A 20,977-nucleotide genomic window follows, 5' to 3' on the forward strand; every position below is an offset into this window, starting at 1 on the left:
AATAGCACACATATGTGCTTACTAGCATAATAATGATGATTTTAAGTTCTTTATCTGAGTTTCGCGATACAGCAATAAATTATCTTGCTAAGCATCGCGATGATATTACTATAGATTTTTTAAGGAATTGCTACACCATCCATGTTCCTGATGAGGATTCTCCTGAGGGTAGCTGGGTAAGCACACTAAAATTCCGTGATATTCACAATTTAATTTTTGCTTCGTGTAGCTGTCCTGATGGTGAATGTTGTGTACATTTAATGATTGCCTATCTATCTGTTTATGATACTGATAGCTGGCTGCCTTTACATTATAAGTTTATAAAATCTTTTTGGCATGAGTTATTTTTAAAACTTTTTTTAAGTCAATCCCAGGTGCGTTCTGAGAGAGATTCTAGGTATCTAGTATCCGATCATAATATCGTTTTAGAAATCTCTGCATTATCTTCTGATGCCTACGCACGATGGTTATCGACTATCTATGTAGCAACCCATCCCGAGACATATACAGAAAATACATTTCCGCAATCCTCTTTATACCGAATAGCTAAATATTTTTTCTTCTGCTGTAAATCCGGGGCTCGCCTAGATTTTACTGAGAATCGTCAAGGGTTCCCCACCCAATTTGCCTTGCAATGGGAGGGAATTTCTTTGAAAGGTGAAATTTTAAACTTTGAAACTTTAGAAAGTATTTTCCCAACAATTAATTTCTCTCAGACAACATTTTTAGGAAACTATCAAAATTTTTCCGTAACTCAAGCACATGTCTCTCCTAAAGAAGCCACTATTCACTTTACAAAAACACCTATTCAGGAGTGCCAAAGTGATTTACCAATCACTCAAATTGGTTCTGTAGGCTATGTAGCTAAATCACGATACGTTCTCATCCCTGAAGAAGAAGTTGTTATTCCTATAAGTATGCTTCCTTTTCTACATAATGAGCTTAGAACTCAGTTATCTTCTCTCCTTCATTATGAAAATGAAAAGCATCAAATACGTTATACCATTCACCTACTTCGAGATTGTTCTCTCTCCTTCTCTGCCTATTTACACACTCCTGGAGACTTAAATAATGGTGAACTCATTTATCCTGATTTCTGTTATCTTCCCGATCAAGGTCTATTTAGTATTACTGGTCTTCTTTCCCCTCAATCTTCTTTCACAGTTAAGGCAGATCAAGTTGAAGAATTCTTACATAATAAAGGAGATCTAATTCGTGAACCGGGATTCCAAGTATTCACCAAACATGCTCCTGAAAGACGACTAACATATAATATTACTCAGCAAGGAGTCTTGCTCTTTTATTATGATAATGTCGGAGATTCCTCAGCTATAAGCATTCACTATGGCCCCTGGGTTTATCAGGCGGGTCAAGGATTCTTTTTAAACAGCGAATCTGATGCACCCATTCAGGATGGCTTAATTGTAGAGCCTCAAGACATTCCTAATTTCATTACGCATAATGAGGAATTTTTACGTACGCTCCCCAATTTCTTTAGCCCTCCTCCTCTCACTAACCTTACTCTTGAAATACGTAGAGCATCCAACTCTGGATTACAACTTACCCCCATATTTGAAGGCCTTGAAAAAGAGAATTGCCAATTATTTGGACCTTTTCTCTACAGAGAAAATCACGGATTCCATTTACTTCCTGCACATTTACAACCACTGTCCCTATTTCCTAAAATCATCGCAGCTGAACAAGTACCAGAATTTATAGCACAAAATTCTCATAACGAAAGACTGGTATTTGCTAGCCCTGAATTATGTCCTCCAGAAACCTTCGAACTCACACTTTTATCTATAAAACGTCCTCACCCTTCATCTCCTCTACACTTACAATTGGAATTAACAACTAATATTGGTTCCATTTCTATAGGGTGTGTATTACAAGCAATAAAAAACAAAAAAAACTTTAGTTTTCAGTCAAGCGGGCTTTTTAGATTTCCAGCATTGTTTATTTCAGTTTCTTAAACAATTCATTGCACAGAAATGCCTGATCCCAGAGAACACTATCATTGCTACAGTCACAGATATCTTTAAGTTAGATGCTCTAGCTCCTATGTCTCCTCATAAAAATATCCAAGCTAGTGAGACAGATCTAACATTTTTCTCTCAATTGAAAGCTGCATGCTTACCTCCTATCCCCCAAAATCTTTTCTCTACAGATCATCACCTCCGTCCCTATCAAAATAGTGGATTATTGTGGCTATGGTTTTTATATAACCACCATTTATCGGGCCTTCTTTGTGATGAGATGGGGTTGGGGAAAACACATCAAGCAGCAGCTTTGCTAGACATTGTTTTTCAATCTACTGAAACCTCAGAACGACCTAGATTTCTTGTTGTTTGTCCTACAAGTGTACTTCCTCATTGGGAACATATATTAGCAACTCATTTGCCTACGGTAGGTATTTTTTCATTTCATGGGCCTAACAAACCAGAAACTATTCCCCCCATAGACATTATTATTACCTCATACGGAACACTAAGACAAAACTATGCGAAGTTTTACAAACTATCATTTACAATAGCCGTATTTGATGAAATTCATGTGGCAAAAAATAAAGCAAGTCAAATTCACAAAATTCTTTGTCGACTAAACGCACAAATGAAGTTAGGATTAACAGGAACACCTGTAGAAAATAATCTTTTGGAATTCAAAAGTCTTTTAGACATTATCTTACCAAATTATTTACCTTCTGACTCTTTGTTTAAGAAATTATTCACAAAAAACCATAATAACACAGAAATTGATGATCAGATAATTTCGTCTCAAGATCTGTTATTAAAACTCACACGGCCATTTATCCTACGTCGTACCAAAAAACTTGTTCTTCCTGAACTTCCTGAAAAAGTAGAATCAATTATTCCTTGTGTATTGTCTCCAGAACAAAAGAAACTCTATCTATCTACATTAAAACGAGAGAAAATGCATATTCAACAATTGGGTTCCTTAGAAGACCGATCAGTAAATTATTTACATGTATTTACTCTGTTAAATCACCTGAAACAAATTTGTGACCACCCTGCTTTGTTCCTAAAAAATCCCGAAGAATATAAAAAACATGAATCAGGCAAATGGAACGCATTTGTACGGCTTATGCATGATTCATTATCTGCAGGTTATAAAGTTGTTGTCTTTTCTCAGTACATTCACATGATTCGCATTATTACACTATATTTAGATGAAATCGGTGTAAAATATGCCTCAATCCAAGGAAAATCACTCAATAGAAAAGAAGAAATTGCCTATTTCACCTCTGATCCTGAATGTCGTGTATTCGTAGGTTCCCTACTAGCTGCTGGGACGGGTATCAATCTCACAGCAGGAAATGTAGTAATCATGTATGACCGGTGGTGGAACCCTGCAAAAGAAAATCAAGCGCTAGATCGTGTACATAGGATAGGACAAAAAAATACTGTTTTTATTTATAAACTCATGACTGAGGACACCCTAGAAGAACGTATTCACTACCTCATTGAAAAGAAAGTGCGTCTTTTAGATAAAGTGATCTCTACTCAAGATACAAATATTCTGCATATGTTAAATAAAGAAGATTTGTTGACCATTCTTTCGTACAAAGATGATCATCATAGTGATAACAACATTCTATAACTTAGGAACCAATAAAGATAGAAGCAACCCTAATTTAGGATAACTTGCGATATCCACGATAAGCAAGTATAGCACCCATAATTCCGTAAAAATATACACGATTCTTGGGCCAGCTCAACGTTAGTCCTTCATCATTACCGAACAACAACATGACTAAAGCAAAAACTAGCAATCCAGAGCCTAAAAATAGAGCGGCAAGAGGCCAATGTTGTAACCACTTCCAATCTGTTACAATTTTTTCATCTGGTTTTTGAAAGGTATTTTGATCGCTAAGTACAGCCTCCCAATCTTCAGAAGAAACAGCAAACAAATCCTCTGTTTCTTCCTTAGTAGATCCTTCTGGAAAAGAAATATGACAAGAAGAGAACCCACCCGGAGTTACAGGAGGATCCTGTAAGAACGCACTGCAATAGGGACATTGAGGCATATGCATAGACACGCTACCTTCACATTTCCAGCATGTGCGTTGCGCTTCTGCTTCTTTAGCAAATGGCATGATAACCTACTTTTTTCCCTTCTGAATTTAACATAAGAAGCAATATCCTTATGTATGTATTTGTATACTTTAGCCTAATTATGGTACATAAATTAAATTATAATTCCCATTAGGAAAAAATCAATGCTGAAAATTAATCTTTGGATCTAAAATAACAAAAGGTTCCTCATATAATATATGATGATCCGAAACATTTGAGAATATTGCCTTAAAAGCCTTTGATTCTGCGATTTATATTAACTTAGGAATTCATCATGAGTAAAGATTTTGACTGTGTTGTTATTGGTGCTGGTCCTGGGGGTTATGTTGCTGCAATTACAGCAGCACAACAAGGATTAAACACCGCACTTATTGAAGAACAACAAGCAGGAGGCACGTGTTTAAATCGAGGCTGTATTCCTTCTAAGGCTCTACTTGTAGGTGCAGGTATCGTTTCCCAAATTCGCCAAGCACCACAATTTGGTATTCATATTGATGGGTATTCCATTGACTACCCCGCCATGGTGCAGAGAAAAAACACCGTCGTACACGGAATACGCCAAGGCTTAGACGGACTCATACGCAGCAATAAAATTACTACATTTCAAGGTAAAGGTTCTTTAATCTCATCCACAGAAGTTAAAGTTCTTGGTCAAGATACTACAACACTGAAAACTAAACATATTATATTAGCTACAGGATCAGAACCTCGTCCCTTCCCTACGGTACCCTTTTCTGCTCGAATACTTTGTTCTACGGGAATTTTAAATCTGGAAACACTCCCCAAAAAACTCGTAATTATTGGAGGCGGAGTGATTGGTTGTGAATTCGCTTCTCTATTCCATACTCTAGGAGTAGAAATTACCATAATTGAAATCGCTGACCACATCCTTGCTATTAATAATGCAGATATTTCTAAAACTATGCAGGACAAGTTCTCTCGTCAAGGCATTCGTGTATTAACTAAAGCTTCGTTGCAACACCTAGAGGACCTAGGAGATCGAGTAAAAATTATTGTTAACGAACAAACAGAAGAATATGATTTCGCTCTTATAGCTATTGGTCGACAGTTTAATACAACAGGAATTGGATTAGATAATGCAGGAGTAATCCGTGATGAACGAGGTATCATTCCTGTAGATGATACTATGAGAACTAATGTTCCGAATATCTTTGCTATTGGAGATATCACTGGAAAATGGTTACTTGCGCATGTGGCATCCCATCAAGGAATTATCGCAGCGCGCAATGCTGCTGGTCATCATGACATCATGGATTATTCAGCAGTGCCCTCTATAATCTTTACTTTCCCTGAGGTTGCTACAGTAGGACTTTCTCTAGAAGCTACACAACAACAAAATATTCCAGCTAAACTCACGAAATTCCCTTTCCGAGCTATAGGAAAAGCAGTTGCTATGGCGGAAGCCGACGGCTTTGCTGCTATCATTAGCCACGAAACTACTCAGCAAATTCTGGGAGCTTATGTTATAGGACCACATGCAGCATCACTGATAGCAGAGATGACTCTAGCTATTCGCAATGAACTTACACTACCTTGTATTTATGAAACGATACATGCACACCCTACTCTTGCAGAGGTCTGGGCAGAAAGCGCTTTATTAGCTACAAACTCTCCGTTACACCTACCTCCATCTGTAAAATCATGAATCATTGTTCTTCTAAAGAAACTCAAATGCCAAAAAAAACCATGAGCGGAAGCGCCTTCCTCATTGGTTTAGGCAATCTCTACCTCAAGGTTTTACTTTTTCTGATACAGAGAAAACCATTAAACATGCAGGGATATCTACGGTATGCGAAGAAGCTCTTTGTCCTAACCGCATACGTTGCTGGTCTCGCAAAACAGCTACATATCTTACTTTAGGTAATGCTTGTACTCGTCGTTGTGGATTTTGCAATATTAATTTTACCACAAAACCTCAACCTCCTGATCCTGAAGAACCACAAAAAATCGTTCAGTCAGCAAAAATATTACAACTTAAGCATATTGTATTAACCATGGTAGCACGTGATGATTTAGAAGATGGCGGAGCAAGTGCTTTAGTACGTATTATCAATGCCATACATCAAGAATTGCCTGAGACAACTGTTGAAGTTCTGGCTTCAGACTTTCAAGGGAATGTAGATGCCCTACATACCTTATTAGATTCTAGATTGACTATTTACAATCACAATGTTGAAACTGTGGAGAGATTAACTCCGTTGGTACGCCACAAAGCAACTTACCGTAGATCCCTCTTTGTGCTCCAAAAAGCAGCAGAACATGTATCCCCTAATTTAAAAATTAAATCAGGAATTATGGTGGGATTAGGAGAACAAGAAAGCGAGGTAAAACAAACACTAAAAGATCTCGCTAATCATGGAGTACATATTGTCACCATAGGACAATATTTGCGTGCCTCGCGACGACACATTCCTGTGAAAGAGTATGTTTCTCCTGAAACTTTTCAGTATTATCGTACTATTGGAGAATCATTAGGATTGTTTGTATACTCAGGACCTTTTGTACGTTCAAGCTTTAATGCTGACAAAGTTCTTCATGAATTAGCAAAACAAACTCCAGAAGCATAACTTGAAAGTCTACCTTTTATTGTATAGTTTATCCGCTTGCATATAGTTATAATAACAAACGCTTTTTTACATTGTTGATTAACAATAAAAAAAATTTTTTGCTTACTTCATGTCATTAATAATCAACAATGTATTTCTTGTTTGATGTTCACGATTGGCACTAATCCCCCCTTTTGTTATGGTGAGTAAAAAGGTATGCGTGGGTTATGTTTCGTCGTTCTATTTCTTGCTTATTCTTGGTGCTAGCCTTATTTTTCTGCACTAGCTGTAACAGTAGATCTCTAATAGTTCATGGACTTGCTGGAAGAGACGCAAATGAAATTGTTGTCTTACTGGTCAGCAAAGGAGTCGCTGCTCAAAAACAACCTCAAGCTGCAGCTTCTACAGGAGGAACATCTTCAGAACAATTATGGGACATTTCTGTTCCTGCTGCGCAAATCACTGAAGCTTTAGCTATTTTGAATCAAGCAGGTCTCCCACGAATGAAAGGGACTAGCTTACTAGACTTATTTGCTAAGCAAGGTCTTGTTCCTTCAGAAATGCAAGAAAAAATTCGTTATCAAGAAGGACTTTCTGAACAAATGGCTTCTACCATCAGGAAAATGGATGGTATTGTAGATGCTAGTGTGCAGATTTCTTTTGCAACAGATACTGACGAGCAACAACCCTTAACTGCGTCGGTCTATATTAAGCATCGTGGTGTTTTAGATAATCCTAATAGCATCATGGTTTCTAAAATTAAACGCTTAGTTGCAAGCGCAGTACCAGGATTAACTACAGAAAACGTCTCGGTAATCAGCGATCGAGCTTCTTATAGTGATATTACTATTAACGGCCCCTGGGGATTATCTGATGAAATTGACTATGTCTCCGTATGGGGAATTATCTTAGCAAAATCTTCTCTAGGAAAATTCCGTTTAATCTTCTACCTATTACTTCTTACTCTATTTGTTATCTCCTGCGGTCTCCTTTGGGTAATTTGGAAAACACATACACTCATTCTCTCTTTGGGTGGAGTAAAAGGTTTCTTTGATCCAGCTCCTTATTCTAAAACTGTAGAAACTAAAACTAAACAAACTACAGAAGGTGCCGAAGAGAAAAAAGAAGATCAGCCTGTAGAAGCAACAGAAGAAACACCTCCTGCTAAGGACAATGCTTCCGATGTAGAAGAAAATGAGGATGTTTAGTGACAGCAAATACATTTGGGACTTTAAATATTTTAATGAAGTACTTTAAAGAAGATGATCTTGCAAATTTTTTGCCAGATAATCTAGTAATTGCTCCTACACATACAGAAGATATTCCTTTAAGTTCTTTGTCCTTTACCATGTGTTGGTTAGCAACTATCCATCCATCGTGGATTAGTGTAGCTATGAAAGAATGTCCTGATGTTATGCAAAGCCAATTACTTGCTTGGCTTCCCCAACCTTTAGTTCAAGAATTATTACCTTTGCTCCCTGGGATTTCTCCTGCGAGTCAACGTTGTTCTAATTTTGGAGCATTTTATCTATTAGATATATTAAGTAAAAAAATTCGTCCTCCTGGCATTACTGAGGAAATCTTTCTCCCGCCTTCCCCATTTAATGCTATGTTATACTATTCTGGGGCAACCAAAATGACATTAATTAATTGTCTAGGTTTATTTACCATTGCTAAAGAATTAAGAAATATTGTGGATAAAGTAATTATTGACCGAGTCCATAAAATCCTTTCTCATACAGAACAGTTATTTCTTGCTTATTGTCAATCTCATCCTATGAAGTATCTAGAAACAACGAATTTTCTATCCTCTTGGGATCATGAAGATGATTTTCGCAAGTTTATTCATAAGAAAGGATTAGAATTTCTTGCCTTAGCTTTAGCAAAAGAAGATGCTTCTTTTTTCTGGTATTTTCTTCGTAGGTTAGATATTGGCCGAGGATATATTTTTGAGCAGGCACTAAAAAAATCTTATGGTTATCCCCATAGTGACTATTTCAAAAATCAATTGGAACAATGCATAAAGATCTTAGTACAATAAAATCTGAATATGCTCTGACTACATTCTAAGAGGTTCTTCTCAATTTTTGAATATGTCGGTCGAGCAAAGATAAAAATAAAAACAATAAAAAAGGAGCAGCGGTCCCCCAATAGGCATTTTGTTGGGTTTTTTTACGCTGTTAAATGGATGAAGTTTTTTAGTTTAATTTTTAAAAACGATGAAATTGCACCAAATCAAAAAATCCTTTCTCCAGAGGCCTTTTCTGCTCTTCTTGATGCCCAAGAACTACTAGTGAAAACAAAAGAAGATAGCGAAGCTTACATGAACGCAACAAAACAAGAATGCGAAAAATTGCGTCAAGAAGCTGAAAAGCGGGGATTTAAAGAAGGTAGTGATGCTTGGAATACACAGCTTGCCTACCTTGAAAAAGAAATGCATGAGCTGCGTGACGAAATTAAATCTTCTCTTGTTCCTCTAGCTATTGCCAGCGTGAAAAAAATCCTTGGTAAAGAACTAGAAACCCATCCTGATACTATTGTTTCGATTATTATCAAAGCTCTGAAAGAACTTACCCAACATAAAAAAATCCTCATTCATGTAAATCCAAAAGATTTATCTATTGTCGAGCAAAGTCGTCCTGAACTAAAAAAAATTGTCGAATATGCTGATACACTTATCATTGCTCCACAAGCTGATGTTTCTCCAGGAGGATGCATTATAGAAACAGAGGCAGGAATTATAAATGCTCAATTAGACGTACAATTAGCTGCTTTAGAAAAAGCCTTCTCTACTATACTAAGCCAACAAACTTCTATAGGTACATCGCAATCTAAACAAGAAGCACCTATGAAGAAAACTCAGGACAAGATAGAATAAGGGATATTGAACATCATGCGTTGCATTTTTCGTACTTTCCTGTGTGTGTTGATTTTCAGTTCTCCGTGGTGTTCCGCGGATACGGGTCCTTATGAGTGTCCTTCTCGCTGTCGTCCTTCTCCTCAGCCTCAGGAGGTTACAGCACCTCAAGCATCTGAGGAGATAAAACCCAGACCCATGCCCTCATTTCGTGAAAGAGTTACCGCAAGTGATGTTCTTCCCCGAGAACGTCTCTCTTCAGGAAGTTTTTCTGATACCTATCCGGATCTGACTACTCAAGCAATTATTCTTATTTTCTTAGCACTATCACCATTTCTAGTGATGTTGCTGACGTCTTATCTAAAAATTATTATTACATTAGTTCTATTAAGGAATGCTTTGGGTGTTCAACAAACGCCCCCTAGCCAAGTTTTGAATGGCATTGCTCTCATTCTTTCGATTTATGTGATGTTCCCTACTGGCGTAGCTATGTACAATGACGCTAGAAAGGAAATTCAAGCTAATACCATTCCTAGAGATTTATTCTCAGCCGAGGGAGCAGAGACTGTTTTCGTAGCATTAAATAAGTCTAAAGAGCCTTTGCGATCTTTTTTAATACGTAACACACCAAAATCACAAATTCAGAGTTTTTTCAAAATTTCTCAAAAAACTTTCCCTAAAGAAATTCGGGAACATATGACGATTTCGGATTTCGTGATTGTTATTCCTGCTTTTATTATGGGGCAGATTAAAAATGCTTTTGAAATAGGTGTTCTCATTTACCTACCGTTTTTTGTGATCGATTTGGTTACTGCTAACGTTTTGGTAGCTATGCAAATGATGATGCTTTCCCCCTTATCGATTTCGCTACCATTGAAACTTCTTCTTGTTGTGATGGTTGATGGATGGACATTGCTACTTCAAGGTCTCATGATTAGCTTTAAATAAGGGTATGCCGTGATTACGTTTGCTACTAGCTTCAAATCCATGCTTTTTGAGTATTCTTATCAATCATTACTCCTTATTTTAATAATTTCAGCTCCTCCTATCATTTTGGCTTCTATTGTAGGAATTATGGTAGCTATTTTCCAAGCAGCCACTCAAATTCAAGAACAAACGTTTGCTTTTGCTATTAAATTAGTAGTTATTTTTGGAACATTGATGATCTCTGGGGGATGGTTAAGTAATATGATTTATCATTTTGCTTCGCAAATCTTCCAAAACTTTTATAAGTGGAAATAAACCGTCATGGCAATCTCTTTACCAGAGCTTGTTTCTGTTTTCGGTTCTACATATCTGGACTATATTTTTCAAAAGCCACCAGCATATGTATGGAGTGTTTTCTTGCTCCTTTTTGCTCGCTTGCTTCCTATATTTGCTATTGTACCTTTCCTTGGGGCTAAATTGTTCCCTGCACCTATTAAAATTGGTATCGGATTTTCATGGATGGCTATCATTTTCCCTAAAATCCTGATGGCAACTCAAATTAATAATTATTTGAATGATGATATTTTCTATTTCTTACTTATTAAAGAGTTATGCATAGGCGTATTTATAGGATTTATTCTATCCTTTCCTTTTTACGCCGCTCAATCAGCCGGATCCTTCATTACTAACCAACAAGGGATACAAGGACTAGAAGGAGCAACCTCCCTCATTTCTATTGAACAAACCTCTCCTCATGGGATATTTTATCACTATTTTGTAACTATAGTTTTTTGGTTGTCTGGTGGTCATAGAATCATTCTATCTATACTACTGCAATCTTTAGAAGTTCTCCCTATTCATCAGTTTCTCCCTATGGAAATGATGTCATTGCAATCATCTTTTTGGACAGCCATACTCAAAATGTGCCAATTATGTCTCATAATGACAATTCAGCTAAGTGCTCCTGCTGCTGTCGCTATGCTAATGTCTGATTTGTTCTTAGGGATTATTAATAGGATGGCTCCTCAAGTACAGGTTATCTATCTTCTTTCGGCACTTAAAGCCTTCATGGGACTACTATTTTTAACCCTAGCATGGTGGTTCATAGTGAAACAAATCGATTATTTCACCCTGGCATGGTTTAAAGAAACTCCCATTATGCTGTTAGGAGCCCATCCCCCTCAAGTCCTCTAATCTCGTATTATAAGTACTGCAGAAGCAATTTTCAGAAATGGGTTCTAATGTAGAACTTATTATTATAATGGCTTTTGAGATGAATCATCTTTTTCCTTACCATCTACTAGTAGGACAAGGATTACACAAAGAACTAAAAACGAAAGAGTGAATGGGAACATATTCAGTAGGAAAAACAACAGTAAACCGCAAAGGATTGCATTTTTAGCTGTGCCATTTTTTGCGTAGTAACTTTGTAAATTTTTCAATACTAAACGAATTTCAGAATAAAATCCTAAGACAACACCACAGGCTACAAATAAACCACCAGCCCAAGAAATAAAATCGGAGATAATTCCAAATACAACCAGCCCCCCACTAATGACTTCGCGAGAATGCTGAGACAAGAACTTTTTCATCCTACCTACTTTAGGATTCGCATGAAAATCCTTCACCTTATGCTTCAAAGACTCAAACTGAGATGGCGACTCTTTTGAGGAGTTTTCTTTTGGTGTCTCATCTGCCATGGCGTTACCCTTAAAAATTATTTTTTATTATTAAAAAACTTATAAGATCATAACTATCAAAAAAATTATTTAAAAATAAATAAAAAAAATCTAATTATAATTTGTTAGTCTTTGAGCAACAACGACATCGAGAAACAATGCCTGTTTCAGGATGAATAAGATAAATATAATCTCCCGCATTTCCTAAGGTATAATCAAAAATCCGTTTATTCAAGAGAGGAAGCAGATCATACTGAGAAAGAAGGATTTGTGTTTTATCTCTTAATTCCATACGGAAATCCGTTCGCGTTTTGAAAAGCTCTAAAGCTGCGGCTTCCCCGTGTTCCTGAATAGATTGTTCTTGTCGCCGAACACTTTCCCAAACACCTCCGCGTAGGGACTCAAGTTCTTTATAAGCCTCAGGATGATCAATAACTGCTTCTAAAAATATGGGATCCATAAATACTAAATTTAACTTGTAATATCCCTGGGATTTTTCTTCGTAATGCAGGAAATTTAGCAGCGGTTGTACATTTTTTGATCCTTGCAGCATAGTATAAAGAATCTTAGCTTCATGAGTGGGTAAAGTAAGTGTCTCGATGACATCAGCTCCGAACTTTTTCCCTCCCTGCATGATGTCTTCTTTTTTATTTAACAGGGCCTCTGTAATTACATACTCGGATCCCTGAGGAACACAGCCTGTATCTACATACACACGTCTCAGTAAGCGTATAAATATGGAGTGCCATGAAGCAGGATCTTGATAATTTTCAGGGTTTTCTTGCAACAAGGCACAAAGATTAAACCGAGAATTATTAGGCGGCCGAGAAAAAGGTACATTTAAAAGACGATATTTCCGTCTTCTCTTAGTAGCTACTTTAGCAATTTTTTTTGGAACAGTACTATCTACTTCTTTAGAAATCTTTTCTACTGAGGCAATTTTTTTGTTTTTTCTTGATACTCTACTTCTGCACAAGCAGAACGTTGTGCAGTAAGAAAATTTTCATCACTTTCCATAATCCGAGTACATGTGCAACGTTTACGTGCATTCATCGCATCAAAGGATGTTATGGACACCAGGAATGTCAAACATAGTAGAGTAAAAACATACGATTGCATACCTACTTACCCAAATTAAATTGATAAACTAATAAACGCTCCTGACAAAGGTTTGGAGAATTCCTATAAATATGTAGCGTAACTCTATTGGGTAGGTCGTTATTCTCAGCATCTCGGGAAAAAGGTATACAACATACCCGAGAAACGTGGTCTAAAAGTACAAAAGTTTCCATTTTATGTTGATTTTTCAAACTACGTATACTGAGCTCAAGCTGCTTACGATGTGTGTTATAGCATAAAAAACCCGCCACTTCTCCAGCAAGCTCAGGATCTGAGTACACCCCGCGATCAAAAATAACAGAACATAAAGTATCGGAAGACAGAGATTCAAACTGTGAAGTAAATCGAAAAAGTTCTCTTAATTTTTTATAAGCAATATTTTCTTGTAAAAAACTTTTATATAATCGCTCATTACGCCTGCTAGAAATCAATAAATGTCTTTGCCAGAACCCTAAAGCACAAAAAATCAGCAAAAATAGCGTAAACGAAACAAGAACTTCTACTAACAAAAAAGATCTTTTCTTTCGTTTATACAAAGAAACTAGAGAATCACGCATAAGCTTCTCTGTATTAACATAGTGTGTCTATGATTAGGGAAAACTTCAACTAGGACATCTGCAAAACATGCCTTTATACAAGAGTCTCCTCGCATTCCTTTGCGAATATCTATAGAATATGTGTAGGGAACCTGTAAACTTTTTCCCTGAGATGTAGCAATTGTACAAGTGAGTTCTCCAGAACCTGATGAAGGGAATATCCCATTCAACATTTGCTCGCGCATAGCATCTTCAATAGCAAAAAAGCAATTATCAATCACTGCGGGGAGCTGTAAGCTTATAATTTCATCTTCAATCGATCTATGAATACCGTAATAAAATCGAATACATGGCGTGAGTACTATACAAATAAGGGATAGCGCAGTTAAAACTTCTACAAGTAAAAAACTCCGTTTATGTTGTTGTTTACGCATAGCAACACGCTATCCTTTTTTATTCATTCCCTGTGCTTTGGGAGAAAAAACAATCAGATCATCACCTGTTTCATTGACTTGAACTATGATATCTTCTCCCCAGGCATCTTTTAATAATTTCCTACCCTCCTTGCACCATGCAGCTCCTTCAAGTACTGATTCTTTACGATCGACAATCTCGTTGAGAGAAAGACTACCCGTGGCATATTCCATCATTAAAATGTCATAAATTTTCGCGCAGTTTTGTTCTGACTGGAAAGCCTTACCCTTTTGAATACTACCTCGCATATTAAAGGCCAAAGCTCCACCAACAATGCCAATTAAACTAATGACTACCATCATTTCAATTAAAGTAATGGATTGTTTACGTTTATATTTATTCATTATTTTTTCCCCTTTTATGCTTTATAAAACTTGAATATTACTTGTGAGAGGGATCAGTATTGCCAACATGATAATTCCAATAACCCCTCCCAATAGAACAAGAATTATCGGTTGGCACCATGTCGTTATCCATGCCAACGTCTTTTGAATATCCTCATTATAAATACGTGCTATATGTCCTAAAACATCAGCTAGATCTCCTGACTCCTCACCCAGAACAATCATTCCCAAAGCTAGCTTCGGCACCCAAGAGCATTTTGTTAATTCTTCACTTAGTGCACTTCCTTCAATAATAGCATGAATCACCTTCTTTAAATCATTACGCAAATTAGTATAGGGTACAGCACCACATCCTAGCTCTAATCCTTCAATGAGAGTTCCCCCTCCACGAAGAATTACGGATACTACAGAACAAAACCTGCAAAAACCTACCTTAACAAAAAATCTTCTCAGCCAGGGGGCAGCAAACACCATATTTTCCAACTGTTGTTTCCAAAAAGGCTTTCGCCACAGGATCCCCAAACTGACTGAGATAGCCCCAAGACCTCCTAATAAAGAGAACTTGTTCTGACATACAAAATCACTTAATCTAAAAACTAAAGAAGTCAATGTATTGAGTTCTATACTTTCAAAAGTTTCCTTAAGAGATGGGACGACTCCTGTTAGGAAAAAAAGAATCACAGCAAATGAAAATATTAACAAGACAACTGGATAACTCAGTGCTGCTATAAATTTTTTCCTTATTTGCTCGCGTTCTTCTAAAACAGCGATAATATTTTGCAAACACCCCTCTAAATTCCCTACACTTTCTCCAGCAAGGATGGCATTACGATAAAAATCATCAAAAATATGAGGATATGCTGTCATAGCCTGAGACAACGATCCTCCCGAACGCAAAACTTCCATCAATGCTGTTAGTAATCCCGATATCTTTTGTCCTTGATATTGATCTCTTAAAGATACTAAGCTTTCGTACAGAGGCAATCCTGAACGCAACAAAAGAGATAGTTGTCTAGAGAAAATAATAAGTTCACTCGTCTTTATCCGTATTGTCTTTGGCTGAACTTCACATATAGTGAGTAATTGTACTTTTTTCTGAGCTAATTTTTCTCTAGCCTCACGAATATGAAGAGCTTCTATCCACCCCTGTTTTTTTTTCCTTTTCATTTAGGTAGGTGTAACGATACCGCGTCATGGCTTCCTCTCCCTAATCATACCGTTTGGTAACACGAAGGACTTCGGTTAGTGTTGTTTCTCCTGCCAAAACTAAGGACAAGCCATGTTCTAATAGTGAACAAAACCCCTGAGCTTCGGCACATGTCTTCAAAATATGATAGGGGCTATTTTTAGCTATTTCAGAACATAAAACAGCATCAGGACGTAAAAGTTCATAAATACCTCTCCGCCCCTTATACCCTGAATGAAAACATTGAGAACATCCCCGACCACGATATAATATTGTCTGAGCATCCTTCCCCATGGTTTGTAAGAACATTCGTTCCTGTTCATCTGCATCATACTGTTCTCTACAGTGATGGCAGATTTTCCTAACTAACCTCTGAGCTATCACACCAACAAGTGTTGCTGAAAGTAGATAGGACTCCACCCCCATATCTAAGAGGCGAGGAATAGCTGAAATTGCATCATTGGTATGTAAAGTACTAATAACGAGGTGTCCTGTGAGAGCAGCTTGAGTAGCAATTCCCGCAGTTTCTTGATCACGAATTTCTCCAACCATAAGTACGTCAGGATCTTGCCGTAATAAATGACGCAGACCACAAGCAAAAGATAAACCAATTTTAGGTTTGACAGCTATCTGCGCAATTTTCGCTAACTTATACTCCGGAGGATCTTCTATCGTCATGATATTAGTAAAGGGCCCCGATAAGTGTTGAATCACACTATATAGTGTAGTTGTTTTCCCGCTTCCTGTTGGTCCAGTGACCAAGAACATACCTTCAGGAGCAGAAATAACTTGTTTAAAAGAATCCTCAAGACTCTCGGGCATTTGCAACCCTGAAATATCTAAAATTACGTTTCTCTTATCTAAAATTCTAAGGACAACACGTTCTCCATAAATCACTGGAACCGTGCTCACTCGCATATCAATTTCTTGACCACCTATTTGAATTTTTATTCTTCCATCTTGAGGAAGACGATGTTCGGCAATATCCATCTTTGCCAGAACTTTAATGCGCATAATTAATGAGGAGCGCAGATGCGCAGGAGGAGATAAACGATCATGAAGAACACCATCAATACGGTATCGTATGCGTAGAGTATCTTCCAAAGGTTCAAAATGAATATCTGATGCGCGTTCTTCAATCGCTTCTTTTAAAATTAAATTTAAGAAGCGTACAACAGGAACGGCGTCCGTATTTTCTAAAAGATCTTCTTCCTCTGGAGGGGCCCCTGCCTCTGCCGGCATGGCAAGCAACATATCAGAAGCTTTCCCATCGAGATCAGAATATATCTTTTGTAGACGATGTAGTATGCTACTTTCATCTTTAAGGATAAAAACTACGGGTTTCTTGATTAATAGCTGTACCTCGTCTTTTGCCATTAAAGAAGTTTCTTTAGTGTGAGCTATCACAACATGATCCTCGTGTTCTTCCCAAGGCAATAGGTAGTGTTTCTTTAAAAAACTATAGGGAAGTTGGTCGAGAAGTTCTGAAGATAACTGAGGTTTATCGCCCATCATATTCGCAGCCCTCTAATCGAGATGCAGGCAAATCAACAGCAGAAATCAAATCTAATTTTTTATACGCTGCTTTTGCAGCTTCTTCACTCGCAAACAATGCCTGACGAAATTCATCAATTTCTCCCGGACGTGATGCCAGAATAGCCTCTTCATGTCGTTCTTGTTGTTCAACGGGATTTTCCAATATCTTTGGTGTGATAAATACAAACATTTCTGTTTGACTATCCGAGGTTGCATTCATCCCAAATAATTTTCCTATTCCAGGAATTTCTCCAAGGAAAGGGATACTATCTTGTGAGTCGGAAACATGTTTACAGCGCAATCCTCCAATAATTACTGTCTCCCCATCAGCTATACGAACTTTATTCGTGATATTTCTCCGTGTAACATTAGGATTATCTCCCGGTGCTTTTCCTGTGGTATCGAAAGTAATATCCGTTTCTAAGGAGATATAATTCTTCCCATCTTCTTCTCCAATATTAATAACGGGGAGCATCTTAATCATAATACCGTATTGTGCGCGGTTATATTGAATTTTTCCATTCTCTGTAGCAACTGCTATGGACATCTCTTCAACAATAGCAATTTTTGCTGGCGTTTGATTTACAGTAATAACAGAGGGACTGGCATTAATGCGCACATCCTCTTGAGCCATTAAAAATTGATATGCTAGATCATAACTAGGGACTATCGAACTACCGGTATTCCCCTTAAATAAAAACTCTAAAATCCCAGCATTGGTCCATGATACAGAAGAAACTGTCTTCTTACAGACTTCTTCACCAAGCCGTAGAAGATTAAGCCCTGACTTATGCTGATTTGAAAGTTTCCTTTCAAATAACAACACTTCTATGCGAACCATCTTTTTAGGAACATCGAGTTTCTTTAATAACATCTTGATCCTAGATAATGCTTCTCTTTCGACAACCATAATCAATGTTCCGGTCTTCGAATCTGCAATGAAGTTACCGTATTTAATGGAGCCTTCTTTAGCTGTCATCCCTGTTGAGGTATCAATATGCGCAGAAGTTTTAGAATCTCCTATAACTGTAGAATCTGATAGAGCAGAGTTCCCCTCCCTTCCTGAAAAAACATCGTGAACTTGAGATAATAAAGAGGCTAGCTCTTGAGGATCAGAATGCTTTACGTTGTACCAAAATACAGTCTTATCCGTAGGATTCTCTATACTTTCTTCCAGATCTCTAATTAAATCGATTGCTTGATGTACTAAAGCTGCTGTTCCACTTAGAAATAGTGATCTCCCGTGGTACTGTAGGGGAACTACTTTCAAGCCACCACTATGATTATCCTTATCGTTTTCTTGAACCATATCCTCTCTAAACGCTGCCTTAAGAATAGAAATCATTTCCGCAGCATCTATCTTAACTAGAGGAACGATACGATATTCCTGACGAGCACTATCTGACTGAACAAACTCATAAATTTTAAGTAGTTCGCTAATCTCACCGACGGGGCCGAAAATCCATAATTTCCCCCCAAAAATATCTATTTGTACCGTATCTGTATTTATACATTTCTTTAAAATATGTTGATCAGCATGAACATCAATATTCTTCGAGGTAATCACATAGCCAATATGTGACGTAGGAGGAAGTGAATCCAAATCTTTTCTAGAGGAAAAAACACCGACAACTCCGTATCCTTCCTTACGTGTGGTGTACAGTTCTTTGATCCAGGGGCCGACTTTACGAATGCCTATACCGAGTCGTGATAACAATTGTTCTAGGCACTCCTGAAATCCCTCTTTAGGGATGGTAAATCGAGAAAGTGCGGAAATTTTAATCATCCCGATATCTTGAGGAACAAGATATATAACGTTATCTTCTCCATAATCAGCAACTAAATTATAAATAGTTGCCTCAGGGTGGTGCCATAGCGCATAATCTTCGGGATTATTTCCTCTTTCTCGAATCTCTGCAGCCCATAGAGTTTCTATTTCCTGAATTTGTTCTTTTACCTGTTTAATCTGTTGTCGTAATGTTTGCCATTTCTCTTCGTCATCACATCCTGCAGCACGTAGAGCAGTTCCTTCTTCATACAGGCCCTGCAAACGTAAATTCAATTCCTTCATACTTACGTTAAACGAAGCTAATCCCGCTATTTTATCAGAGCAGCCATCTAAAGACTCAAGAGAAGCCACTTTCTCAGAAATGGTCAATGCGATACCGAAGGGACACCAAAACATCCCCCCTGACAATCCCAAAAGATAAACTAAAGGACTCCGAAATAAGCGCATCTATGCCCCTCCATTACGATTTGTTCCCTCACCATTAGATAATAATGGTTTCGTCAGAGATACTTCTTCTTTTGCTCCTGTACCAGCTACACAATCAAAACCTTGCTTCAATGGCAAAGTCACTGTCTCAACCAAAGTCCTTTGTGCATTAAACATATGAGCTCGAAATACGAACCCTCTTGAGTCTTTCTCTAACTTATCAAAAATCAATAGGGGCCCATAAATCCGACCCGACAGGTAAGCTTCCAGCTGCTCTTTTCTCACAATCTTTTCCCATCCTGTGTCTGAATGAATCACCCAATCATCAGGAGAAAGAATCAATCTCTGGCCATTAGCATGTATAATGGGACGGGACCAGGAACGCATTCCTACAAACTCAAATTCCTTAAGAATCTCTGCTATTTCCATGGGGGAACTAGCTATTTTAACTAAATTAAAGGCTTGATGTGCTGTTCCTCCTACATTCCAAATCTCGATCAGCATCGTCTTCTCATCAACCTTTTTTACTTCTAGCAGGGGCACTTGAGAGCTATCTCCTTGAAATGCTCCGCATGTCTGCCAGCAATTCCCGTCCCAAAGTAAAATATCCCCTACAGCAAGATAACGACTATAATTTTCATTGGACAAGGAAACAAAATCTACCCTCTCCTTATTTGCTATATCCGCATAAGCAGCACCACCGTGCATCAATAAAAACTTATCTACTCCGACACGACGCATCTTCTGCTTTACAGGAAAGCTTGCATCCACACGGATTCCGCCTATCTCCCAAGATTCTAATCCCCGAGATAGGGTAGATAAAAGTAGTGTCTCCCTCTCTTTGGGGAGGACTATCATTTCTTTATTCACTCCTAGCAACCGTACTTTTACTTCTATACGGTTATCCGCATTCAAAGGGCGGCACTCTAGCCATAAATCTGTGGGCTGCCCCTTAGGGCTAAAAATAAATCCCCCTCCCTGATCAGGGGGAAGGGCCTGCAAATAGACTTTTTCATTCGCACAGGCTACATAACGATCTTTTGAGGATGCTAGTTCTAGAAAAAACTTCCCTCCGAAAGCATCGGGACGATTATTACTGCCTAAAAAAATAACTTCCTGTCTAAGATCAGGTAATTTCTCTTGGAGATCAGGAAAATCTAACACCCAAATTCCTGAGGTAATATCTCGAGATTTGGGGAACATAGCACGCGCGTTCTTAGTTTCATCGTATTGCAAAGAAAGGCTGTATATGCTTTCCAAGAAACGAGGAGAGCCCCACACCATTAAAAAAAAGGCTATAATACTTATAAGGCTATATCCTATTGAAAAAAGCTGGTGCATAGTAGGAACAAATAAAAATAAAGTTATAAGATATCCAAATGGTGAAAAAAAATCAATTTATACAAACTAAAAGAAAAAATGTTTAACAATAAAAAAACTAAA

At 37.7% G+C, this 20,977-nt stretch carries 15 protein-coding genes and 4 pseudogenes; 9 read left to right on the forward strand and 10 right to left on the reverse strand.

Annotated elements, in window-relative coordinates:
• The first annotated feature begins 35 nt into the window (after positions 1–35).
• A pseudogene (locus tag RT28_RS03420) lies at positions 36–3,618 on the forward strand (DEAD/DEAH box helicase).
• A gap of 34 nt (positions 3,619–3,652) precedes the next feature.
• On the opposite strand, the gene RT28_RS03425 reads toward RT28_RS03420, so the two are convergent.
• Positions 3,653–4,114 carry a phage holin family protein gene (locus RT28_RS03425; RefSeq protein ID WP_020355625.1) on the reverse strand — a complete coding sequence of 154 codons (462 nt, stop codon included), beginning with the start codon at positions 4,112–4,114 and terminating at the stop codon, positions 3,653–3,655.
• Positions 4,115–4,368: 254 nt separating this feature from the next.
• Between RT28_RS03425 and lpdA the strand changes: the two genes are divergently transcribed.
• The 8 genes and pseudogenes from lpdA to RT28_RS03465 all read left to right on the forward strand — a co-directional run bounded on the left by lpdA (position 4,369) and on the right by RT28_RS03465 (position 11,639).
• Complete coding sequence (lpdA, locus tag RT28_RS03430; RefSeq protein ID WP_038500896.1) at positions 4,369–5,760, forward strand: dihydrolipoyl dehydrogenase; 1,392 nt, start codon at positions 4,369–4,371, stop codon at positions 5,758–5,760.
• Between the two features lie 49 nt (positions 5,761–5,809).
• A pseudogene (gene lipA / locus RT28_RS03435) lies at positions 5,810–6,682 on the forward strand (lipoyl synthase); the annotation flags it as partial.
• Between the two features lie 206 nt (positions 6,683–6,888).
• The gene (gene sctJ, locus RT28_RS03440) at positions 6,889–7,869 is read left to right on the forward strand and encodes a type III secretion system inner membrane ring lipoprotein SctJ (RefSeq protein ID WP_020355628.1); all 981 of its coding nucleotides are present in this window, start codon (positions 6,889–6,891) and stop codon (positions 7,867–7,869) included.
• Positions 7,869–8,702: a hypothetical protein gene (locus RT28_RS03445; protein WP_020355629.1), complete on the forward strand. Its 834-nt coding sequence runs from the start codon at positions 7,869–7,871 to the stop codon at positions 8,700–8,702. Before sctJ ends, RT28_RS03445 begins: the two co-directional genes overlap by 1 nt.
• 147 nt (positions 8,703–8,849) lie before the next feature.
• Positions 8,850–9,539, forward strand: a complete 690-nt coding sequence (locus RT28_RS03450; protein WP_038500899.1) for an HrpE/YscL family type III secretion apparatus protein — start codon at positions 8,850–8,852, stop codon at positions 9,537–9,539.
• Positions 9,540–9,554: 15 nt separating this feature from the next.
• On the forward strand, positions 9,555–10,466 hold the full coding sequence (sctR, locus tag RT28_RS03455; protein ID WP_081750424.1) for a type III secretion system export apparatus subunit SctR: 912 nt from the start codon (positions 9,555–9,557) through the stop codon (positions 10,464–10,466).
• A 9-nt stretch (positions 10,467–10,475) separates the two neighbouring features.
• Entirely contained in the window at positions 10,476–10,760 is a 285-nt protein-coding gene (sctS, locus tag RT28_RS03460; RefSeq protein WP_035392684.1) for a type III secretion system export apparatus subunit SctS, read from the forward strand.
• Positions 10,761–10,766: 6 nt separating this feature from the next.
• A complete protein-coding gene (locus RT28_RS03465) occupies positions 10,767–11,639 on the forward strand; it encodes an EscT/YscT/HrcT family type III secretion system export apparatus protein (RefSeq protein WP_020355633.1) in 873 nt (290 codons plus the stop codon).
• A gap of 62 nt (positions 11,640–11,701) precedes the next feature.
• Here the strand turns inward: RT28_RS03465 and RT28_RS03470 are convergent, their stop codons facing one another.
• The 9 genes and pseudogenes from RT28_RS03470 to RT28_RS03510 form a co-directional block, all read right to left on the reverse strand.
• The gene (locus tag RT28_RS03470; protein ID WP_020355634.1) at positions 11,702–12,145 is read right to left on the reverse strand and encodes a hypothetical protein; all 444 of its coding nucleotides are present in this window, start codon (positions 12,143–12,145) and stop codon (positions 11,702–11,704) included.
• Positions 12,146–12,239: 94 nt separating this feature from the next.
• Positions 12,240–13,243, reverse strand: a pseudogene (locus RT28_RS03475) (hypothetical protein).
• Positions 13,244–13,245: 2 nt separating this feature from the next.
• Complete coding sequence (locus tag RT28_RS03480) at positions 13,246–13,800, reverse strand: DUF1494 domain-containing protein (RefSeq protein ID WP_038500902.1); 555 nt, start codon at positions 13,798–13,800, stop codon at positions 13,246–13,248.
• Positions 13,785–14,213: a type II secretion system protein gene (locus tag RT28_RS03485; protein ID WP_020355637.1), complete on the reverse strand. Its 429-nt coding sequence runs from the start codon at positions 14,211–14,213 to the stop codon at positions 13,785–13,787. Before RT28_RS03485 ends, RT28_RS03480 begins: the two co-directional genes overlap by 16 nt.
• Positions 14,214–14,222: 9 nt before the next feature.
• The gene (locus RT28_RS03490) at positions 14,223–14,597 is read right to left on the reverse strand and encodes a type II secretion system protein (protein ID WP_020355638.1); all 375 of its coding nucleotides are present in this window, start codon (positions 14,595–14,597) and stop codon (positions 14,223–14,225) included.
• 21 nt (positions 14,598–14,618) lie between these two features.
• Positions 14,619–15,792, reverse strand: a pseudogene (locus tag RT28_RS03495) (type II secretion system F family protein).
• Between the two features lie 12 nt (positions 15,793–15,804).
• Complete coding sequence (locus RT28_RS03500; protein ID WP_420866308.1) at positions 15,805–17,298, reverse strand: GspE/PulE family protein; 1,494 nt, start codon at positions 17,296–17,298, stop codon at positions 15,805–15,807.
• Entirely contained in the window at positions 17,285–19,555 is a 2,271-nt protein-coding gene (locus RT28_RS03505; RefSeq protein ID WP_038500905.1) for a secretin N-terminal domain-containing protein, read from the reverse strand. Before RT28_RS03505 ends, RT28_RS03500 begins: the two co-directional genes overlap by 14 nt.
• The gene (locus tag RT28_RS03510; RefSeq protein WP_240991505.1) at positions 19,556–20,875 is read right to left on the reverse strand and encodes a hypothetical protein; all 1,320 of its coding nucleotides are present in this window, start codon (positions 20,873–20,875) and stop codon (positions 19,556–19,558) included.
• Positions 20,876–20,977 lie beyond the last annotated feature (102 nt).

This window comes from Chlamydia avium 10DC88 (assembly GCF_000583875.1).
In the GTDB taxonomy this organism is placed as follows: domain Bacteria; phylum Chlamydiota; class Chlamydiia; order Chlamydiales; family Chlamydiaceae; genus Chlamydia; species Chlamydia avium.